The 18,626-nt window shown below is 58.5% G+C and carries 21 protein-coding genes and 1 pseudogene; 1 reads left to right on the forward strand and 21 read right to left on the reverse strand.

Annotation, left to right across the window (positions count from 1 at the left end; genetic code table 11):
* Nucleotides 1-30: 30 nt before the first annotated feature.
* The 4 genes from dut to DWX75_RS01420 all read right to left on the reverse strand — a co-directional run bounded on the left by dut (nt 31) and on the right by DWX75_RS01420 (nt 2,514).
* The gene (gene dut, locus DWX75_RS01405) at nt 31-486 is read right to left on the reverse strand and encodes a dUTP diphosphatase (protein WP_118014244.1); all 456 of its coding nucleotides are present in this window, start codon (nt 484-486) and stop codon (nt 31-33) included.
* Between the two features lie 99 nt (nt 487-585).
* Complete coding sequence (gene hfq, locus DWX75_RS01410; RefSeq protein ID WP_118014196.1) at nt 586-843, reverse strand: RNA chaperone Hfq; 258 nt, start codon at nt 841-843, stop codon at nt 586-588.
* A 34-nt stretch (nt 844-877) separates the two neighbouring features.
* A complete protein-coding gene (miaA, locus tag DWX75_RS01415) occupies nt 878-1,831 on the reverse strand; it encodes a tRNA (adenosine(37)-N6)-dimethylallyltransferase MiaA (RefSeq protein WP_233519423.1) in 954 nt (317 codons plus the stop codon).
* A gap of 8 nt (nt 1,832-1,839) precedes the next feature.
* Nucleotides 1,840-2,514, reverse strand: coding sequence for a metal-dependent hydrolase (locus DWX75_RS01420; protein WP_118014200.1), 675 nt, complete (start codon nt 2,512-2,514; stop codon nt 1,840-1,842).
* Between the two features lie 81 nt (nt 2,515-2,595).
* Between DWX75_RS01420 and DWX75_RS01425 the strand changes: the two genes are divergently transcribed.
* Nucleotides 2,596-3,306 (forward strand): thiamine diphosphokinase, encoded by a 711-nt coding sequence (locus tag DWX75_RS01425; RefSeq protein ID WP_118014246.1) that lies wholly within the window; start codon nt 2,596-2,598, stop codon nt 3,304-3,306.
* Here DWX75_RS01425 and DWX75_RS01430 read toward each other — a convergent pair.
* The 17 genes and pseudogenes from DWX75_RS01430 to DWX75_RS01510 all read right to left on the reverse strand — a co-directional run.
* On the reverse strand, nt 3,282-4,103 hold the full coding sequence (locus tag DWX75_RS01430) for an RNA methyltransferase (protein ID WP_233519424.1): 822 nt from the start codon (nt 4,101-4,103) through the stop codon (nt 3,282-3,284). The two genes, DWX75_RS01425 and DWX75_RS01430, sit on opposite strands and share 25 nt — an antisense overlap.
* A gap of 148 nt (nt 4,104-4,251) precedes the next feature.
* Complete coding sequence (gene rplT / locus DWX75_RS01435) at nt 4,252-4,605, reverse strand: 50S ribosomal protein L20 (protein ID WP_005842448.1); 354 nt, start codon at nt 4,603-4,605, stop codon at nt 4,252-4,254.
* Nucleotides 4,606-4,646: 41 nt separating this feature from the next.
* Entirely contained in the window at nt 4,647-4,844 is a 198-nt protein-coding gene (gene rpmI / locus DWX75_RS01440; protein ID WP_118014204.1) for a 50S ribosomal protein L35, read from the reverse strand.
* Nucleotides 4,831-5,409, reverse strand: a complete 579-nt coding sequence (gene infC, locus DWX75_RS01445; RefSeq protein ID WP_118014206.1) for a translation initiation factor IF-3 — start codon at nt 5,407-5,409, stop codon at nt 4,831-4,833. Before infC ends, rpmI begins: the two co-directional genes overlap by 14 nt.
* Nucleotides 5,410-5,637: 228 nt before the next feature.
* Nucleotides 5,638-6,798, reverse strand: a complete 1,161-nt coding sequence (locus DWX75_RS01450) for an ABC transporter permease (protein WP_118014208.1) — start codon at nt 6,796-6,798, stop codon at nt 5,638-5,640.
* Complete coding sequence (locus tag DWX75_RS01455) at nt 6,740-8,002, reverse strand: ABC transporter permease (protein ID WP_118014210.1); 1,263 nt, start codon at nt 8,000-8,002, stop codon at nt 6,740-6,742. The genes DWX75_RS01450 and DWX75_RS01455 overlap by 59 nt, the downstream gene beginning before the upstream one ends.
* Before the next feature lie 51 nt (nt 8,003-8,053).
* Nucleotides 8,054-9,100, reverse strand: a complete 1,047-nt coding sequence (locus tag DWX75_RS01460) for an HlyD family secretion protein (RefSeq protein ID WP_118014212.1) — start codon at nt 9,098-9,100, stop codon at nt 8,054-8,056.
* 101 nt (nt 9,101-9,201) lie between these two features.
* Nucleotides 9,202-9,783 carry a TetR/AcrR family transcriptional regulator gene (locus DWX75_RS01465; protein ID WP_118014214.1) on the reverse strand — a complete coding sequence of 194 codons (582 nt, stop codon included), beginning with the start codon at nt 9,781-9,783 and terminating at the stop codon, nt 9,202-9,204.
* Between the two features lie 203 nt (nt 9,784-9,986).
* The gene (gene thrS / locus DWX75_RS01470) at nt 9,987-11,909 is read right to left on the reverse strand and encodes a threonine--tRNA ligase (protein ID WP_118014216.1); all 1,923 of its coding nucleotides are present in this window, start codon (nt 11,907-11,909) and stop codon (nt 9,987-9,989) included.
* 353 nt (nt 11,910-12,262) lie between these two features.
* Entirely contained in the window at nt 12,263-13,660 is a 1,398-nt protein-coding gene (locus tag DWX75_RS01475) for an AMP-binding protein (protein WP_158558746.1), read from the reverse strand.
* Nucleotides 13,653-14,855 carry a thiolase family protein gene (locus DWX75_RS01480; RefSeq protein WP_118014220.1) on the reverse strand — a complete coding sequence of 401 codons (1,203 nt, stop codon included), beginning with the start codon at nt 14,853-14,855 and terminating at the stop codon, nt 13,653-13,655. Before DWX75_RS01480 ends, DWX75_RS01475 begins: the two co-directional genes overlap by 8 nt.
* A gap of 4 nt (nt 14,856-14,859) precedes the next feature.
* Nucleotides 14,860-15,411, reverse strand: a complete 552-nt coding sequence (locus tag DWX75_RS01485; protein WP_199497484.1) for a biotin transporter BioY — start codon at nt 15,409-15,411, stop codon at nt 14,860-14,862.
* 166 nt (nt 15,412-15,577) lie between these two features.
* A complete protein-coding gene (locus DWX75_RS01490; protein ID WP_118014222.1) occupies nt 15,578-16,102 on the reverse strand; it encodes a hypothetical protein in 525 nt (174 codons plus the stop codon).
* 40 nt (nt 16,103-16,142) lie between these two features.
* Nucleotides 16,143-16,844, reverse strand: a complete 702-nt coding sequence (locus DWX75_RS01495; protein WP_118014224.1) for a hypothetical protein — start codon at nt 16,842-16,844, stop codon at nt 16,143-16,145.
* Between the two features lie 46 nt (nt 16,845-16,890).
* Nucleotides 16,891-17,208 (reverse strand): peptidase M48, encoded by a 318-nt coding sequence (locus DWX75_RS01500; protein ID WP_118014226.1) that lies wholly within the window; start codon nt 17,206-17,208, stop codon nt 16,891-16,893.
* A 39-nt stretch (nt 17,209-17,247) separates the two neighbouring features.
* The gene (locus DWX75_RS01505) at nt 17,248-17,886 is read right to left on the reverse strand and encodes a sugar O-acetyltransferase (protein WP_118014228.1); all 639 of its coding nucleotides are present in this window, start codon (nt 17,884-17,886) and stop codon (nt 17,248-17,250) included.
* Nucleotides 17,887-18,201: 315 nt separating this feature from the next.
* A pseudogene (locus tag DWX75_RS01510) lies at nt 18,202-18,626 on the reverse strand (transposase); the annotation flags it as partial.

Below are 18,626 nucleotides of genomic sequence, written 5' to 3' on the forward strand. Positions count from 1 at the left end.
ATCCTTGTCGTCTTTCACGCTGCTCCCTCCTCATGCGCGGCCCGTCGAGCCGAAGCCGCCCTTGCGCACGCTGCCCGTACCGGCCGCATCCTCCGTCACCGTCAGGTACTTCTGAAAGATGCCCTGCGCGATGCGCTCGCCGCGCTCAATCACGACGGGTTCCTGCCCGCGGTTCCAGAGCGCGATGTAGATATGGCCCTCGTTGTCTTCATTGTTGTAATAATCCGCATCGACGATGCCCACGCTGTTCATCAGCACGAGGCCGCGCTTGACGGCAAGGCTCGAGCGGATGTGGATCGTCAGCATCTCATCGGGCTGCATGTACGCCTTGAGCCCCGTCGGCACCATCGCCATCTGCTGCGGCTCGATAACGGCGCGCTCGGCCGCCTCGAGGTCGTAGCCGGCGCTCGCTGCCGTCTTGCGCTGCGGCAGCGTGATGTCAAGCCCCTCATACGACGACACGACGGCAAAGCCCCTGCCTTTCATTTCCATCATATTCTTCATCCCTTCGTTTCATCCATTTCATCCATCTGCGGACACAAAAAAGGCCCTCCTCGAAGAAGGGCCTCCATAAGGCAAGAGGCATCAAGCCTCTTCGCTCTTCCGTTCACCCGTGGCGACAACCGTCCCCTTGACCGGACGGGCCGGCGTGATCGTGGAGATAGCATGCTTGTAGACCATCTGCTGCTTGCCCATGCTCTCGAGCACGACGGTGAAATTATCGAATCCCTTGACATTGCCCTTGATCTGGAAGCCATTGACGAGATGGATCGTCACGGCGATGTTCTCTTTGCGCACCTGATTCAAGAAACTGTCCTGCAGGTTGATTGTCTTATTTGGCATAGGAATGGGTCCCCCTTACTTCTATGATTACTGCTTATAGAAAAAGATTCGACTCCTGTGGCCAAAATCCTGCCAGATCCCGCAAAACCTCTGCGAAAAGTTCCTGCTCTGAGCGGTTGTCCATCGCATACCAGCGGATGTACGGCATCTTGCGGTACCAGGTCAGCTGACGCTTCGCAAAATGGCGCGTGCCCTTCTTGATGGCGTCAACGGCTTCCTCACGTGTCAGCTCGCCCGCGAGATACGCTGCCATCTCCTTGTAGCCGATGCCCTTCATCGCGGGCATCACGCGCGTCACCTGAGAGGCGAGCAGACCGCGCACCTCCTGCTCGAGCCCCGCCTCCATCATGAGATCGACGCGGCGGTTGATGCGCTCGTAGAGGGCCGGCCGCTCCCACGAGAGGCCGATGACAAAGGCATCGTAAGCGAGCTCCTGCCCGTCATCATAGGCGCGCGTGCGCGAGATCTGCTCGCCGCCAAAATGCGCGACCTCGAGTGCCCGGATGACGCGCGGGATATTGTGCGCATGAATCGTCCCGGCAGACTCCGGGTCCGCCTGTACAAGCCGCGCGTAAAGGGCCTCGCGCCCCTCGCGCTCGCAGAGTTCGCGCATCTCCTCGCGGAACGCCTGATGCTCGCCCGTCTCATTGAACGCATAATCCTCGAGCAGGGCCTTTAAATAAAGTCCCGTGCCGCCCGCGATGATCGGGATGCGCCCCTCCGCGTTGAGCCGGCGGATGATGGCCCCGGCCTGCTGCTGGAACTGCGTCACACTGTACGACTGCGAGGGCTCGAGGATATCGATGAGATGATGCGGGATGCCGCGCCGTTCCGCCGGCGTCGGCTTGGCCGTGCCGATATCAAAGCCCTTGTAGACAAGCATCGAATCGCCTGAAATGATCTCCGTGCCGAGCCGCTCCGCGAGATTGAGCGACAAGGCCGTCTTGCCAGACGCCGTAGGCCCTAGGATAACGATGACCTTTGACACATCCGCCCTCACAATTCTCTTGACTCGCCCGGCTCGACGATATGAACCTCGGCGCGCGTCATCGCCTCGGTGATTTCCTTGTAATGGCGCACATCCTGGTTGATGATCGGCCAGGTATTGTAATGTACGGGGATCACATGCGGCGCATTGAGCAGCTGCGCAGCCATCGCCGCATCCTCGAGGCCCATCGTGTAGTTGTCGCCGATCGGCAGGATGGCATAATCGAGCGTATCCTTGTGGCCGATGAGCTGCATGTCACTGAAGAGTGCCGTATCGCCGGCGAAATAGATGACGAGGCCGCCCATGTAGATGACGTAGCCGCAGGCCACGCCGCCCGCAACGCCCGAGCTGTGCTGCGCGAGCGTCATGCGGACCTTGCCGAACGGCAGCGTCAGCGAACCGCCGAGATTCATCGGATGCTGTTTGAGGCCCGGCAGGCGCTCCTCACAGATGGCCAGCACCTCCGGGATGCCCACGAGCTCCGCGCCCGTGCGGCCCGCGATCTCCGGCGCATCGCCGAGATGATCGCCGTGCGCATGCGTGATGAGGATATAGTCGCACTCCACCTCATCCGCCTTGATTGCAGCCTTCGGGTTGCCCGTCAGGAACGGATCGCAGAGCACCTTGTATTTCCCATCGTCGAGCAGGAAACAGGAATGACCGTAATACGTGTATTTGACCATATGACTTCCATCCTTTCTTCGTAAATGGTATCCTAATAATAAGTATACCATGTGATTCGACAAAAAAGCGAGGTAATGTTCATGTCCGAGCATCGTTTTCATCTGCCGCAACTCACAGCCGTCTCCGCCTCTCCCGCCGTGCCGCAGGAAGCCGGCCTGCTCGTGAGCGGCGGCCGCGCGCCGGATGTCCGCTGGCTGCGCGAAGCCGCCCAGGGACGCCGGCTCATCGCCGTCGACCACGGGCTCGACGCCTGCCAGAAGGCAGGACTCCGCCCCGCCAGCCTCATCGGCGACGGCGACAGTGCAAGCCCCCTCGCCTGGCAGCAGGCCAAAGCCAGCGGCATCCCCATCCACGCGTTTCCGCCCGAAAAAGACGACACGGACACGCAGCTAGCACTGACCATCGCCCAGGAGGAAGGCATGCCAGCCGCGCTGCTCACGGGCGTCTTCGGCGGCCGCTTCGACCACGCCTACAGCACGATCTTCAGCTGTGCCGCCGCGCCGCTGCGCTGCGTGCTCGCTGACGAGCGCGAAGCCCTCTTCTACCTCAAGGACGGCGAAGATATCGCCATCACCTGTCATGTGCGCCCCAAGGCCATCTCACTGCTGCCGCTGACGCCGCTGACAGAGGGTGTGACCGCAGACGGCCTGCACTGGCCGCTTGCTGGCGCCACCCTGCCGCAGCTGCTGCCGCGCGCCGTCAGCAACGTGCTCGAGCCGCCGCAGGACACCTTCCGCGTCTCCCTCAGGCAGGGCATCCTCGGCGTTTACCTCGTCTGGGGCGATGACTGAAAGCGGCGCTGACGCACGGCCTCGTAGAGCACAACGGCCGCCGAAACGCCGACGTTGAGCGATTCCGCACGTCCGTACATCGGGATGTAAACTTTCTGTGCCGCCGCGAGCAGCCCTTCTGAGACGCCGTTCCCCTCGTTGCCGAAGACGATGGCTGAGGGCTTGCAAAAATCCGCTTCAAAGAGCGGCTGCGCCGTCTCGTCGAGCGCCGTCGCCAGGAGCTGCCACCCCCTGCGCTTCGCCAGTTCGCTGATTGTGGCAGACTCCACGTCCTGCAGGATCGGCAAGTGGAAGATCGAGCCCATCGAAGCACGCACGACCTTGTCGCTGTAGATATCGACCGAGCCCTTCGTCAGGATGACGCCATCCGCGCCAATCGCATCGGCCGTGCGGATGATCGTGCCCGCATTGCCGGGGTCCTGCACGCCGTCGAGCACCACATAGAGCGCGTCACCCGTCGTGCCAAGCTCCATCGATTGCCACCGCGGCTGCCGCATGACGAGGAAGATGCCCTGCGGCGTGTCCGTCGCGGCTACGCGCCGCGCGAGCTGATCCGAGATCTCATAGAGCGGGCCCCGTTCCCTGAGCACCTGCAGCAGATGGCTGCCGCGTTCTTTTCCCGCTAGCTCCCGCGTGTAGAGGCCGAAGACGAGCTCCCAGCCGGATTCTGCGGCCATTTCCGCGAGGCGCACGCCCTCCACGCGAAAAAGTCCCTGCTTCTGCCGATGCTTGCGCAAAAGCAGGCTCTCCATCTGCTTGATCTTCTTGTTGGCCGGGCTGTCAATGCGTTCTGCCATCACCGTCTCCCCCATCCTTCTGTCCTGCTATCCTGCCGCCTTTTGGCAGCGCACCATAAATCCAAAACCATATGAGAAAACGGGCCCGCGAGGCTCTGCTTCATCGTGCAGAGCTTCGACGGGCCCGCCTCGTTATCGTGATAACGAATTACTGGTTCTCTTTGGCAACAGCGACGAGCTGTGCGAAAGCCTTCTCATCGGAGATGGCGAGGTCAGCCAGCATCTTGCGGTTGACTTCAACGCCAGCCTTCGTCAGGCCGTTGATGAGCTTGCTGTAGGAAATGCCGTTCGTGCGAGCAGCGGCATTGATACGAGCGATCCAGAGACGACGGAAGTTGCCCTTCTTGGCACGGCGGTCACGGCGTGCGTAGTAGAGAGCCTTCATGACAGTCTCATTGGCTTTCTTGAACTGTTTGCTCTTGGAACCCTTGTAGCCCTTTGCGAGCTTCAGGATCTTCTTATGACGTCTATGTGCAGTCACGCCTACTTTAACTCTTGGCATGTTCTTATCCTCCTAAAATCTATCTATCGCTGTCCCTCGGATTAACCGTTCGGGAGCATGTTCTTTACGCGGCCAAAATCAGCGCCAGCTACGAGCGTAGCCTTGCGCAGGTTGCGCTTGCGCTTCGGAGACTTCTTCTCCAGGATGTGGCTCTTGAAAGCCTTGTTACGTTTGAATTCACCGCTGCCCGTTACGGAAAAGCGTTTTGCTGCAGCTCTGCGAGTCTTAATCTTCGGCATTACTGTTTCCTCCCTTAATCTGCGTCTTGTTCGACTTTTTCTTCGATGCCTTCTGCACCTTCGGTGCGACGATCATCGTCATATTTTTTCCTTCAAGTTTGGCATTGCGCTCGACGGAGACGCGATCTCCGAGCTGTGCAGCCACACGAGCGAGTACCTCCTTGCCGAGTTCCGGATGCGAAAGCTCGCGGCCACGGAACATGATCGTTACCTTGACCTTATTCCCTTCCTCGACAAAGCGAAGTGCATTCTTCAACTTGACGTCAAAATCGTGTTGCTCAATGTTCGGGCGAAGCTTGACCTCTTTGATGTTGATGGTCTTCTGTTTCTTCTTCGCTTCTTTCTCCCGTTTCTGCTGCTCATAGCGGTACTTGCCAAAATCCATGATGCGGCAAACCGGCGGCTTCGCCTTCGGCGCAACCTCGACAAGGTCGAGATGCTGCTCCTCTGCCATGCGCAGTGCTTCGCGCGTCGGCATGATGCCGAGCTGCTCACCCGTGGCGCTCGTCACGCGAACTTCGCGGATGTGGATCTGTTCGTTGATTCTTAACGATTCCCTGCTAATAGTGGAAACACCTCCTGATAATCCTGATACGTTATCACGTCTGCAACCTTATAATAGAGAAACAAAAAGGAGGCGGCACAAAGCCACCTCCATCAATTCATACTATAAACCCGGCTGACTGTTCATCATCAGGTGAGAAGCGGTGGCTCCTTCTTGTTGCGTACTTAGTGAGTATAACACAAGATTGTTAGATATGTCAACAGGTATCCTGCAAAATTTGACAAAAAATCAATAACCCCGATTTGTTTCTCCCCCACCTCGGCATCGTCGCGCCGACAACCATTTCAGCCCAGCTACAGTCAGGAGATGACCAGAGATGCCCACCGCACACAAAATCAGGATATGCTGCGTGAAAGTCGGCGACATCCCGACCATCGCCAATTGACGGAAGTCCGTTATCGCGTAATGGACAGGCTGCAGGCAAGAGATGACCCGCATCAAGCCGGTCATCCCCTGTTCTGGCCAGATGTAACCGGCCACTAGAAAAGCCGGCAAGGTGTAGAATACCAAGCACTGCACAAGGGCAATCTTTGTGCGGAAATAGAGTGCCAACAGCCCAACCAGTCCCTCCACCGAGAAGAGAAAAGCGGCACAGATCGACAGCATCTGGAGCCAGCTGCCATGGAACGGCAGGCGGAAGGCCATCACCAGCAACAGAATGCCGAGAAATACAGCTATGGAACTGAGCCACCAATAAAGAACCCCTTTGACAAAGGTGACGCGCAGGAATCCATATTCCCTGTAATAATCTTTGCGCACATCGCTCTGCACTGAGAGGGCATATGCCATCATGATGCCAATCTGGGCAGCCATCAGCATGACGCCGTACGTATAGAATGCAAGGTAACTCTGCGTCGGATTGCCGATGCTGCGCACGCTGAGCCCCACTGAAGCAATCGGTACCTCTGGTGTACCATGGCGCATGATAGCAGCCGTACGGTATTTCGCTGACCAATATGCAACAAGATACGTCATGGGCGATGATGCATATCCCGATACCAAGGTATTCGTCCCGTCCTGCAAAAAGCCCAATGTGACAGGACGGCCACTGTAGAAATCATCGGCAAAGCCGGAGGGAATGACGAGCACAGCTGCCGCCTGCTTATCCCGGAGCCATTCCTCCGCCTCTGGCATATGGCGTGTCTCACCGATAAAATGGTATTGATCTGCCGCTGATACATCATCAGTCAGCTGACGGCTGAGCTGCGAATCATCGAGGTCACAGACTGCCACAGGAATCTGTTCTACAATCTCATGCCGATAGAGGTTGCCGACAAGTGCCGCATATAAGCTGGCAGCAGCCAGCATGACCACGAGGACGATGCGCCGGTCATACCATAGGATTGACAGTTCCCTCTGTAAGATTTTCCGCATCAAGATTTTCCGCATCCTTTTCCTCCCTTTTCTTCATCCCAACCGGTTTCTCCGCCGTATCCTTCTCCTTGACCTGCCGGATCCCGAGACATGCAAGCCCTAGAAATAAGCCTGCAATGAGAAAGAGGATACCTGCATGCCATAGCCAGCCAGGTGAATCTCCCAACAGCAGGAGGTTACGGAAATCTTCTGCCACATAGCCAATCGGCACAATATAGGAAATGGCCAAGCTGACCGTATCCATGTCATAGCGCGGCCAGATGGCCCCCGAGAACAGCACGGACGGCATGATATAGACAAGCACATACGTAATGGCCTGCTCGGCCTTGCGGACCCAGGAACCGACACACAGAGCGAAGGCGACTATTGCACTGAGATATGCACTCAATAGCAATATCAAGGAAAGATAATCGCTCCGGTTTATGAGACTCAGCCCCCACATGGAAAGTGCGAAGCAGACGCACAGGATGAGCAGCGAAAGTGGCAGGTACACGAGGAACTTGGCCAGCAGACAGGAAAGCGTATGGCGTTCCCAACGTTTCCGGCGCCGCTTCCGGTCCAGCACCATGGACGGCCCCAACGAGAAAACAATGCCGATCTGTGCGGCATGCAGGATGAGGATGACGAGGAAGAAGTCCTCATAGCCGCCCGTCGGATTGCCGATCACACGCACGGCGAGGTCCAGACTGCCTGTTTGCCCACTCGTCCAGCCAGCCGCGCGCCGCTGGTGTTCCTGTACCGACGCATCCCATTGCGCCACCACAGACTGAACGGCCTTTGCTGCCGTGCCGCCCAGCGTCGTATTGCTGTTGTCCACGAAAAAAGCAACCGAGACTGGTTCGCCGCATGCAATATCCCGCGAGAAATGCGCAGGAATGACGACGACTCCCACAGCGCCTGCGTCCATCACATTTTGCACCAAGTCCTTCTCATCGCCTTCATCGAGGAGCCGTTCCTCGATGCGGATATCCGGCATCGTCGCGAGGTCGCGCACCAATTTGCGGCCAGCCGCCCCCTCATCCCGATTGCAGACCAAGATAGGCACATCTTCAATCGCGTTCTCATAGAACAATGCACCAAATAGCACTGTATAGACTAGCGGCACAGCCACCATGATCATGACCGTACGGCGATGCAGGGCCATCAGTAGATGCATTTCCTTAATGACGGCCTGCAGGATCTTCTTCCAGGCATCCTGCCCGATACGCTTACGCATCATATCGCTTTCCTTTCTGTCATCCCACGCATTGTCATGCTCATCTTCTCGTACTCATCGCCCATCGGTACCGCTCAGCAGGCGGAACCGCATTCCCGGCCAGACGCTGTCATCATTCGTGCGCACCTTGACATTGAACGCCATGACATCGGTATCCCCTCGTTCACTCGTCGCTTTCTGCGTGGCAAAGTCCGACTTGCGGCGGATGCTCTCGATGGTTCCCGTCAGCTTCGTCTTGCCATCACGGGCCTCCATGGTCACATCATCGCCAATGCGATACTTGCCGATATCCGTCTCAGCCACCTTGAAATCGACCCAGTTGTCACTCGCATCCTGAATGGCAAAAAGTGGAACAGATGGTGACACCAGCGCCCCTTCTTCGACAAAGCTCTGCGTGATGGCGCCATCGTACGGTGCACGGATCTCTGTCTCATTCACATTGATGGAAGCACTGTCCAGTGCCCCCTGCAGGGCATTGGCCTGTTCCAGTGCCGCCTGTTGTGCAGATGCATTGGCCTCATTCTCTTCCAGTGCTGCTTTTGCACTTTCGACACCAGCTGCAGCCGCTTCATAGGCATCCTGCGCCTCTTTCTGCTTCGAAGCATACGTGTCGTATGTCTGCTGCGGCACAGCGTCTTCCGCCAGCAGGGTACGGTAGCGATTCTCGTCTTTATTGGCAAGATCGAGCGCTGCTTTTGTCTGACGGCAGGTCGCTTCCGCCTGTTTCAGGGCAGCATCCAGCTTGCCGCTCTGGCTGTCCGAATTATAAACCGTCTGCTGGACCAAGGCATACTGTGCGGCCAGCGAAGCCCTCGCCTGCCGCTCTGCGGCTTCCCCCGTGTCCTTGTCCAAACGTGCGATGACCTGCCCTTTCTTGACGGTGTCTCCTTCATCGACATAAAGCGCAACGACCCTGCCGCTGACTTTTGGATTGATATTGCTCTCCTTTGCATCTGCCATGCCCCAGAGTCCCGGCTGGTCTGTCTTCGCTGCCATTGCTTGCCAGTAGAACAGTCCCAGGCCGAGAATCAACGCAACGACAAACAGCACGAGCTTGATGTCCTTTTGGTGGCGATGATACCACAACATCTGTTTCTTCATATTCTCCTCCTTGTTATCCTATAAGTACTGTATTTGATTTTCTCAGTACTCAAACCGTCAAAAAGCAAGGAACCGCAAAACTCAGCGATTCCTTGAGCCTGTCATTCCGGCTTGGCCAGCAGGCCATGAAACAATATGTCCTCGAGTGATTCCAGTGCCTCCTGATAGGTCAGATCATGTTCCTTCAGGAACGCAGGGACCGTAATGGCTGCGGCCGATGCATAGAGGCAGCGCTGCAATACCTGCAGGGATATAGGACGAAATACACCTGCGTCGACACCTTGCTGCAGCATATCGATTGTCACATCGATCTTCTGGTGGAAGAAGGTCTGCCATCTCTCGTATTCCCTCGGATACTGCATCTCCAGTTCGCGATAGAAGTCCGTCAAGGTCATCGGCTCTACCAGAGAGAGATATGCTTGTATAAGACAGTGGATCTGCTCTGCAATGGGTTGACTAGAAGAACGGATCCTCTGCTCTTCCCCATTAAATCGGCACATGATGTGGTCCAGCATGAGGTGGACCAGTTCTGCCTTCGATGACACGATCTTGTACAGCGAGGATTTGCTCATGTGCAAGCGCCGCGTCACATCGGCCATCGTGAAGCGCAGAGAATGGAGACGCACTTCTTCCCAAGCCGCCTGGACAGCCCTCTCACGCAATCTTGTCATTGTCATTTCCATACGATCAATATCCCTCACAGTACTAATATACACAAATCCGGTACTCATATATCATAACGCTTTTCGCTATTGCCGTCAAGACATGACAGCACCCTGCGCAAAAATGATACGCCCCCAGCACGATGCAAAAAAGAGCCCGCAGGGCTCTGCTTCATCGTGCAGTGCTTCGCGGGCTCGCATCATTGTCACAATCTGACAGGATCTCAATATTCCTGTGCTCTCGTCTTGACCTTATCCTGCAGGTAAGCAATGAAGTCTTCGACCTTCATGGACTGGCCATTGTCCTTCTCGCCGTACTTGCGGACCGTGACCGTGCCGTTCTCGACTTCCTGGTCGCCGATGACGAGCGTGTACGGCGTCTTCTTGACCTGTGCCTCACGGATCTTGTAGCCGACCTTCTCATTGCGGTCATCGACCTCAACGCGCAGGCCGAGATCGAACATCTGCTGACAAAGCTTCTTGGCGTATTCGCCCTGACGCTCCGTGATTGGCAGGATGCGGGCCTGTACCGGTGCGAACCAGACCGGAAAAGCGCCGGCGTAGTTCTCGATGAGGATGCCGATGAAGCGCTCAATGGAGCCGTAGACAACGCGGTGCAGCATGATTGGGCGATGCTTCTCGCCATCCTCGCCGACATACGTCAGGTCGAACTTCTCCGGCATCTGCATGTCGTACTGGATCGTACCGCACTGCCACGTACGGCCGATGGAATCCTTGAGGTGGAAGTCGATCTTCGGGCCGTAGAAGGCGCCGTCGCCTTCGTTGACGATGTACTTGAGGCCGCGGTGCTCGAGAGCCTTGCGCAGGCCGTTCGTCGCGAGCTCCCAATCCTCATCCGAGCCCATGGAATCATCCGGGCGCGTCGAGAGCTCGGCGACATACGTCAGGCCGAACGTCTTGTAGACTTCGTCAAAGAGGTCAATCGTGTGCTGGATTTCCTCCTCGACCTGATCCGGCGTGACGAAGAGATGGGCATCGTCCTGCGTGAAGTTGCGGACGCGGAACAGGCCGTGGAGCTCGCCGGACTTCTCATGGCGATGGACAAGACCAAGCTCGCCGAGGCGCAGCGGCAGGTCGCGATAGCTGTGCTGGCGGGAGTTGTAGACGAGCATGCCGCCCGGGCAGTTCATCGGCTTGATGGCGTAATCTTCACCGTCGATCTTCGTGAAGTACATGTTCTCTTTGTAGTGATCCCAGTGACCGGACGTCTCCCAGAGCTGACGGTTCAGGATCATCGGCGTCTTAATCTCCTGGTAGCCGTAGCGGCGGTGTACCTCGCGCCAGTAGTTGATGAGCTCATTGCGGATGACCATGCCGTTCGGATGGAAGAACGGGAAGCCCGGGCCTTCCTCATGCAGGCTGAAGAGGTCGAGCTGCTTGCCGAGCTTGCGGTGATCGCGCTTCTTGGCCTCCTCGAGCATATGGAGGTATGCGTCGAGATCAGCCTGCTTCTCGAAGGCCGTGCCGTAGATGCGCTGCAGCATCTTGTTGTGCTCGTCGCCGCGCCAGTAAGCACCGGCGATGCTCATGAGCTTCAGGGCCTTGACCTTGCCCGTCGAGACGACGTGCGGGCCGGCGCAGAGATCCGTGAACTCGCCCTGCGTGTACATCGTGATCTTCTCACCTGCCGGCAGATCCTCGATGAGTTCGACCTTGTAATCTTCGCCCTTCTCCTTGAAGAAGTTCAGGGCCTCCTCACGGCTGACTTCCTTGCGCTCGAGCTTGAGGTTCTCCTTGACGATCTTCTTCATCTCTTTCTCGATCTTGGCAAGATCCGCCTCCGAGAGCTGACGGTCCATGTCGAAATCGTAGTAGAAGCCGTTGTCGATGGCCGGGCCGATGGCCAGCTTGACATTGGCATCCTTGTAGAGACGCTTGACGGCCTGTGCGAGGATATGCGAAGCCGTGTGGCGCAGTGCCCAGCGGCCGTCCGCATCCTCAAACGTCAGGAACTCCACCTTGCAGTCTTTATCGAGAACGGTCGCAAGATCTTTCGTCTCACCGTCTACTTTAGCAGCCAGGACCTTCTTGGCGAGGCTGTTGCTTACCTGTTTCACGAAATCCTGGATGCTGACGCCGGCCTCTACCTCACGTACGGCACCGTCTTTCATGGTAATCTTTAACATAATGTATGCCCTCCTTGACAATAGGAAAATAAAAAAGCTCCGTCCCATGAGGGACGAAGCTTCAGCATCGTGGTTCCACCCTGATTGCCACCCTGCTCTTGCACAAAATGACCACTCAGCATTTGATAACGGAGAATGTGCTCCGTCCCCGCCTACTCAGCAGCAGCGTTCAGCGGGGAAGCTTGAAAGGGGTAGCTCCGGCACGCTCCTGAAGTGCTCTCAGCAACTGCACTTCTCTCTGTAAGAGGTGGCCTCCGCAGCCATGTCTTTCGCATCGCTTGTGTCGATGGCTTTATTATATGAGCCTTATACACCCTTGTCAAGCCATTCTGCATTTTTCTTTTGGCTTCTTTTTACGGCTTTTCCGCACCGAAAAGCCGTTTGAGCGCCGGACGGTCCACCTTGCCGCGATCATTCAGAGGGATCTGCGGCAAAAAGACCATCTTATCGGGGACTTCGACAGGTTTCAGCGCATGGCGCACGGCCTGACGAATCTGCTGCTCGGAGCTGCCCTCCTCTGCCACGAGGAATGCCGCGGCCGTATCGCCGCGCAGACTGTCACGCACGGGCAGGACGACGGCGTCGGCGACCCCCGGCAGGGCCTTCAGCGCGAGTTCGAGGCGAATCGTGCTGAGTTTGACACCGCCCTTGTTGATCCAGGCTGCACGCCGCCCGCCAAAAATCAGTTCGCCTTCTTCGTTGAGGTATCCCGTATCCCGGACCGTGAACGGAATCTTCGCGCCGCTCACATGATACGGTGTATCGACGTAGATGAGACCATCATCGCCGACCGAGACGCCGATGCCCGGGAACGGCCGGCCGAGGTTGCTGCTGTCGCGGTCCGGATTCTCGCAGACGGCGTACGTGATGTAATTGAGCTCGCTCGCGCCGTAATAGAGAAGGATCGTGACTGCGGGAAAAATCTGCTGCAGACGGCGCAGCATGGCGGGCGACAAGAGCTGCGAGCCCGTGAAGAGCGTCCGAAGCCCTACGTAAGGCACTGCCATCGCCCTGCTGAGGAGCTGCAGCTTTGTCGGCACAATGTAGAGCACGTTCACCTGATGGCGGCGCAGCAGCTCCTCCCAGACATGGCAGCGCGTCAGGCGGCTCGTCACGACCGTGCCGCCCTCATAGAGCACAGAAAGCCAGCTGTTCATATTGCCCGTGAAACTCAGGCTGCCCTGCAAAAAAAGGACAGCATCCGCATCCACGTGAAAGATTTCATCCTGCACGGGGAAAAAGCCCGCCCAGCTCGCATACGTGCGGTACATGACCTTCGGTGTCCCCATCGAGCCCGAGCTCAGGACGCCCAATATATCCGGCTCCTCGTGCGGCCTTTCGAGAAGCCCTGACGGCTCAAAGACGCGTGCTCCGCCCTGCAGGCAGCGCCAGATGCCCTGCAGGCTGTTTTCCGTGAGGATTGCGCGCACCTCCTGCGCCTGCAGCCCGTGGTGCAGCAGGATGGGGCGCGCACCGACGGCCTGCAGCGCGAGAAACGACGTGAGCTGCGCCAGGAAATCTTCCGCCTCCACGAGCACATCGCCGCGCACGCCGAGCGATGACGCCTCGAGCGCCATCGGTACGACCAGATGCCAAAGCTCGCCATACGTCAGCTCTTCATCATCAATGACGAGCGCAAGCTTCTGCGGCTGGCGGCGTGCCTGCCAGTAAAGCAAAGCCGCATAGTTCCCGAGGCCCTGCTTTTCCAAGTCAAGCTGCCGCTTCGCAAAACTCCTGTTTTCTTCACACATCTTCGTGCACTTCCTCTCTGCTCCATTGCTCTGACGCCGCATCTGGCAGCCGCTCGAGCAGGATGGCCTCGCCCATGCCGCCCGCGCCCGCAATCGACAGGAGCCCGAGGCCGCCGCCCGCAAGCTTCAACGACTGCAGCAGATGCAGCGCGAGGACCGCGCCCGACGCCCCGTACGGATGGCCGTAGGCAAGCGCCCCGCCGAGACGGTTGTAGCGGTCAAGGCACCCCGGATGCGCGCGCTCGAACAAGACATCGATGACGGCAAACGCCTCATTGAACTCAATCGCCGCCAGATTCTCATACGAAAGCCCCTGCCTCAAAAGCAGTGCGTCGGCCGTGCGCATCGCGCCGCGCGGGCTCTCAGCGGGGTTCCCGCCGACCGACGCCGTCGCCACGAGCCGCGCCTCAGGTTTCAGATGATGGCGCCGCAGGAAATCGCCGCTCGCGAGCAGCAGAAAAGCCGCGCCGTCGTGAATCGCGCAGGCATTGCCGGCATCGAGCAGCGTTCCCGGGCCAAAATGCGGTGGCAAACGCCGCAGGAGCTTCTTGGATAAATGCGGCCGGACGCCGCTGTCACGCCGGCAAGTTCCGACCGGCAGGATCACATCTGCGAGCCAGCCTTTCTGCACGGCCTCGCCCGCCAGATGATGACTGCGCAGCACGAAGGCATCGAGCTCCTCCTTCGTCACGTGCTCGGCCTCCATCACGCGCTCAGCGCCGCGGAGCATCGCATCCGCCGAAACATCGCCCGGCGCAAACTGCGCCGTCTTGTACGCACCGTCCGGCATGAGCGCATGGCGCGGGTCCTTCTCGTCATAGACGCGCAGGGGCTGCAGGGAGGCGCTCTCCATGCCGCCCGCCAGAAAAAGCTCCCCCTGCCCGGAAGCAAGCTTCGCCGCCGCAAGCGAGATAGCGGCGGCAGCCGAAGCGCACTGCATATCGACCGTACATGCGGGCACCTCCTCGGGAATGTCCGCCATAAGTGCCGTCAGCCGTGCCAGATTGCCGCCCGTCCCCACGGCATTGCCCGCGAGCACACCCGAAAGTTCGCGCCCGGACAAGCCATAGCGCGCGAGCAGCGCCCGCATGACAAGCGAGCCGAGCTCCTCGGGACGCCTGTGCGAAAGCGCCCCGCCGCGGTGCGCGATTGGCGTGCGCAGGCCGCCGAGGACATAAACCGCTTCGCCCTTCATGCGCTCAGCCCCGTTTCTCAACGGCTTCATTGACCTTCACGCCGAGGAATGCCGCCATCAGGCATTTGATGACATCACCCGGGATATACGGCAGCACCGCCATGACGAGCGCCGCCTCGAGGCTGATATCCATGACGAGCATCATCGAGATGAGGCCGCCGATGTACGTCACGGGGATGCCGATGACGATATCGACGAGTGCATACCGCTTGAAGCTCGGACAGCTGCCCTTGAGCGCACTGATGATCGGATACACGACGATCCAGGCAAAGATGTAGCCGCCCGTCGGACCAAACAGCTTGCCGAGGCCCGCCGTGCCGCCGACGAAGACCGGCAGCCCGATCACGCCCAGAAACGTGTAGATGAGCAAGGCGATCAGCGTCTGCTTCGGCGGCAGCACGAAAGCCGTCACGCCGAGTGCCAGCGTCAGCGCCGTGACCATGCCCGGCGTGAACGGCAACGGGAACGAGATGTACGCCGTCACACAGCAGAACGCCACGCAAAGCGCCATCTTCGTCATATCGCGTACGGTCAGGGAAGATGATTGCGAATACATAATGATACCTCTTTTCCCGTCCTCAGGCCCCGCAGGACCCGGGACGCAGTAATCCTGCCAGCAAAATGCTGCACATGCCTCTTATTATAAAATAGCGGCAGCTTATCGTCAACATTGCAGGTTATGCAAGTTAACGATAAGCTGCCGCCTTAAAAGCATGACAGCATCAGGCCTTTTGCCGGGGAACGACCGTCCGGACTTCCACCTCGATCGTATCGCCGGCAAACGAAGCCCCGCGAAAACGCAGCTCGGCGCGCTCGGCACCGGCAAGTGCCGGATGCGCAAGAGCAGCTTCGAGGATGGCAAGCCCCGGCACCACGGGATGCGGGCCCGCATGCAGGGGATTCGTATCCCCGACGGTCCGCACGAAATCATGGACATCCTGTGCCGAAAAACGCAGGGAGATGACGGCAGAAGCTGCAGTCCCCGTCGCAAGCAGCCGCAGGCGATGCACGGCAGTCCCTGCCGAAGCTTTCGGGACAGGCGCCGCATGGCCCAGCATCATCACGAGCGTCAGGCGCCCCGACGCATCGGCCGCCATGACCTCCATGAGCCCGTGCACGTCGCGCAGCACCTCCGGCCGCCCCTTCGTATCGCCGGGCCTGCGTTCCCAGACGGCCCGGCCGATCAGAGCCCCCTCATAGCGCGGCCCCTTGAGCTGCGCCGTCATGCGCGCGAGATCACGAAACATCCTGCCTCTCCTCTCCAAGCAAACTCACAGCATCACCAGATCAGAAGAAAGCCCCGCCGTCTCCTCCGTCGCCGCCATCATAGCCGCCATCATCATAACCACCGCCGTAGTCATCATAGCCGCCGCCATAATCGTCGCCGCCGTAATCCGAGGAATCCCCATAGCCATAGCCGTCATAATCATCGGAACTGCCGTCATCTCCGGCATCGCCATAGTCCTCGTCATCATCCACGGACCAGTCCGCATCCCAGTCGACATCATCATCGACATCGTCCCAGTCGCGGTCAGCATAATCCGTATCGGCGCCGCCATCGTCAAAGCCATCATCCTGCTCAGCCAGCGCGTCGCGCTGCATTGCCGCCGCCTGATCGATATGCGCCTGCGTCGCCTCCGCATCGTGATGATGCATGAGCGCCGCACCGGCCACGACTCCCGCAAGGCCAGCCGCAGCCGCCATGCGGCTGTCATGCTGACGCTCCCGCGCATTCTGCCGGCGGATATCGCGCAGTGCCTGACGCTGATCTGCCGTCAAGAGCGGCGGCCGGACCACGCCCGACGAGCGCTGGTGCAGCGAAGCAGGCGAAGAAGGGGCAGGTCTTGCCCCTGCCACGGCCTTATGAACCGCAGGGCTGACTGCATCCGCACGCCTCGAGGAAACTGCCTGATTGGCCGGTGGCGACATCCGGCCAGCCACAAAGAGGACCACGCCCAAAACCACAATCAGCAAAAGAACCGTACCCATGAAAACCGCTCCTTTCCGCTTCAATCGGCCAAGCCGCCCATAGGGCTCAGCCGGAAATCAGCCGCATGATGAGCCAGACTGCCGCAGCCGCACCAACCACCAGCAAAAGCACGGGCAGCGCGACAAAAAACAGGAATGCCAAGAGCGCCGCACCGCCCACCACGAGCAGCAGCTTCGTCCCCCAGCCCATCCGGCCAAGACTCGTATTGCCAAACGAGGAATGCACGTAAATGCGCGAACGGGAGCGCGGCGTCTCCACGCGCTCCTCCTCGGTATCGGGATTTTCATCGATCGTGACGCCCTGATACTCCTCTTTCTCCTGACGCGACATCACGCGTACCTGTGGATCCTTCTCTTCGTCCAAAAAATCACCTCCACCTGCCATACAGGCAAGCTCGTATCCTCACTTCTCATCCGTGCGGCGAAGTGCCAGGAGTTCCTGCGGCACCGGACGCCCCTTGTGGTAGAACTGCCAGTCCGCATCGCCCAGCTCGCGCTGCACACGGCATGGCACGCCAAACGCCAGCACATTCGCCGGGATATCCTTCGTCACCACACTGCCCGCGCCGATCACCGAATTATCGCCGATCGTCACGCCCGGCACCACGATGACGCCCGCGCCGAGCCAGACATTCCGGCCGATGTGGATCGGCAGATTGTACTGATACCCCTTCTCGCGCAGCTCCGGCGCCAGAGGATGATTCGGTGTCGCTAGCGTCACATTCGGTCCGATCATCGTGTAGTCCCCAATGAAAATCTCACCGTCGTCCACCGCCGTCAGATTGTAGTTCGCATAGACCTGCCGGCCAAGATGCAAATGACGTCCGCCCCAGTTCGCATGCAGCGGCGGCTCGATGTAGCAGTCTTCGCCCATCTCCGCCAGCATCTCCCGCAGGAGTGCCTGCCGCTTCTCCTGCTCATGCGGCCGTGTCATATTAAAATCATAGAGCTTCTCCATGCAGTCAAACTGCTCCTCCATGAGCTCGCCATCCATCGGCAAATAAAGCTCTCCATTCGTCAACTTATCCTTTGCTCTGCGCATTATATCGCCTTCCTTCATTTTATGTTCCTGCTTCTATCATTCGACAATCCCCTGCCATTTCCCTGCTTCCCCTTTTGAGCCCTTCGGGCTCACTTCCCTCAAAAGGGACAGCTCTCTACCACTGGCGTCCCTTCCGGGAAGCTGGCAGTGCAGTTGCCTAAAAAAAAAGGGCAACCGCTCTCGTTCACTGCTCTGCCTGATGGAAACGGCCCCTGAGACAAGCATCAGGCCGTCAGCAAAATCCTCAAGAGTTACCGAGTCACATACAACAGCCCGCCTTCATGATATAGTAATATCTACAGCAGTTTACAGCTTTTAAGCCGCTTGCTCATCGCCCCAGGCCAAGACCTGCAAGGCTTTGAGCAGCGTGCCTGAATTTATGCTACTTTGGGCTTTGGACACCAAAGTGGCGAAAAATACTTCCTTGTGGATCTGCTGGCTCAGCGCGTGCCGCAGCTCCTGCGGGCTCTTGTCCCGGTAGGCGCTCAGCTTCCCGTCCTCGTACGGCAGGATCTTCATGAGAGCGTGCCCAGCGTTCGTCAGATTCAGCAGGTGCTCAATCGCAGTCTTCGTACGAACTTTGTAGCTACCGAGCTCCCAGAACATCTTCTGCTCGTAGTAGTTCGTCTCAATGCCCCAGCGAAGCTTGTAGAGTTTGAGCGGATAAAACGTCATGAGCCTAGAGCTGGTGTCACGAAGTGCCTTACTCTCCTGCCAGGCAATGCTCATGTGCAGGGTCA

The sequence above is a fragment of the Mitsuokella sp. AF21-1AC genome, assembly GCF_003458855.1.
In the GTDB taxonomy this organism is placed as follows: Bacteria; Bacillota; Negativicutes; order Selenomonadales; family Selenomonadaceae; genus Mitsuokella.

Bases quoted from the DNA above. Each gene is read 5' to 3' on its own strand.
- hfq (WP_118014196.1), bottom strand. From the start codon at position 843: ATGCCAAATAAGACAATCAACCTGCAGGACAGTTTCTTGAATCAGGTG.
- DWX75_RS01475 (WP_158558746.1), bottom strand. From the start codon at position 13,660: ATGTGTGAAGAAAACAGGAGTTTTGCGAAGCGGCAGCTTGACTTGGAA.
- DWX75_RS01460 (WP_118014212.1), bottom strand. From the start codon at position 9,100: ATGAAGAAACAGATGTTGTGGTATCATCGCCACCAAAAGGACATCAAG.
- DWX75_RS01430 (WP_233519424.1), bottom strand. From the start codon at position 4,103: ATGGCAGAACGCATTGACAGCCCGGCCAACAAGAAGATCAAGCAGATG.
- DWX75_RS01465 (WP_118014214.1), bottom strand. From the start codon at position 9,783: ATGGAAATGACAATGACAAGATTGCGTGAGAGGGCTGTCCAGGCGGCT.
- DWX75_RS01495 (WP_118014224.1), bottom strand. From the start codon at position 16,844: ATGGGTACGGTTCTTTTGCTGATTGTGGTTTTGGGCGTGGTCCTCTTT.
- DWX75_RS01420 (WP_118014200.1), bottom strand. From the start codon at position 2,514: ATGGTCAAATACACGTATTACGGTCATTCCTGTTTCCTGCTCGACGAT.
- DWX75_RS01425 (WP_118014246.1), top strand. From the start codon at position 2,596: ATGTCCGAGCATCGTTTTCATCTGCCGCAACTCACAGCCGTCTCCGCC.
- DWX75_RS01450 (WP_118014208.1), bottom strand. From the start codon at position 6,798: ATGCGGAAAATCTTGATGCGGAAAATCTTACAGAGGGAACTGTCAATC.
- DWX75_RS01490 (WP_118014222.1), bottom strand. From the start codon at position 16,102: ATGTTTCGTGATCTCGCGCGCATGACGGCGCAGCTCAAGGGGCCGCGC.
- DWX75_RS01505 (WP_118014228.1), bottom strand. From the start codon at position 17,886: ATGCGCAGAGCAAAGGATAAGTTGACGAATGGAGAGCTTTATTTGCCG.
- DWX75_RS01480 (WP_118014220.1), bottom strand. From the start codon at position 14,855: ATGAAGGGCGAAGCGGTTTATGTCCTCGGCGGCCTGCGCACGCCAATC.
- rplT (WP_005842448.1), bottom strand. From the start codon at position 4,605: ATGCCAAGAGTTAAAGTAGGCGTGACTGCACATAGACGTCATAAGAAG.
- DWX75_RS01455 (WP_118014210.1), bottom strand. From the start codon at position 8,002: ATGATGCGTAAGCGTATCGGGCAGGATGCCTGGAAGAAGATCCTGCAG.
- thrS (WP_118014216.1), bottom strand. From the start codon at position 11,909: ATGTTAAAGATTACCATGAAAGACGGTGCCGTACGTGAGGTAGAGGCC.
- dut (WP_118014244.1), bottom strand. From the start codon at position 486: ATGAAAGGCAGGGGCTTTGCCGTCGTGTCGTCGTATGAGGGGCTTGAC.
- DWX75_RS01485 (WP_199497484.1), bottom strand. From the start codon at position 15,411: ATGTATTCGCAATCATCTTCCCTGACCGTACGCGATATGACGAAGATG.
- rpmI (WP_118014204.1), bottom strand. From the start codon at position 4,844: ATGCCGAAGATTAAGACTCGCAGAGCTGCAGCAAAACGCTTTTCCGTA.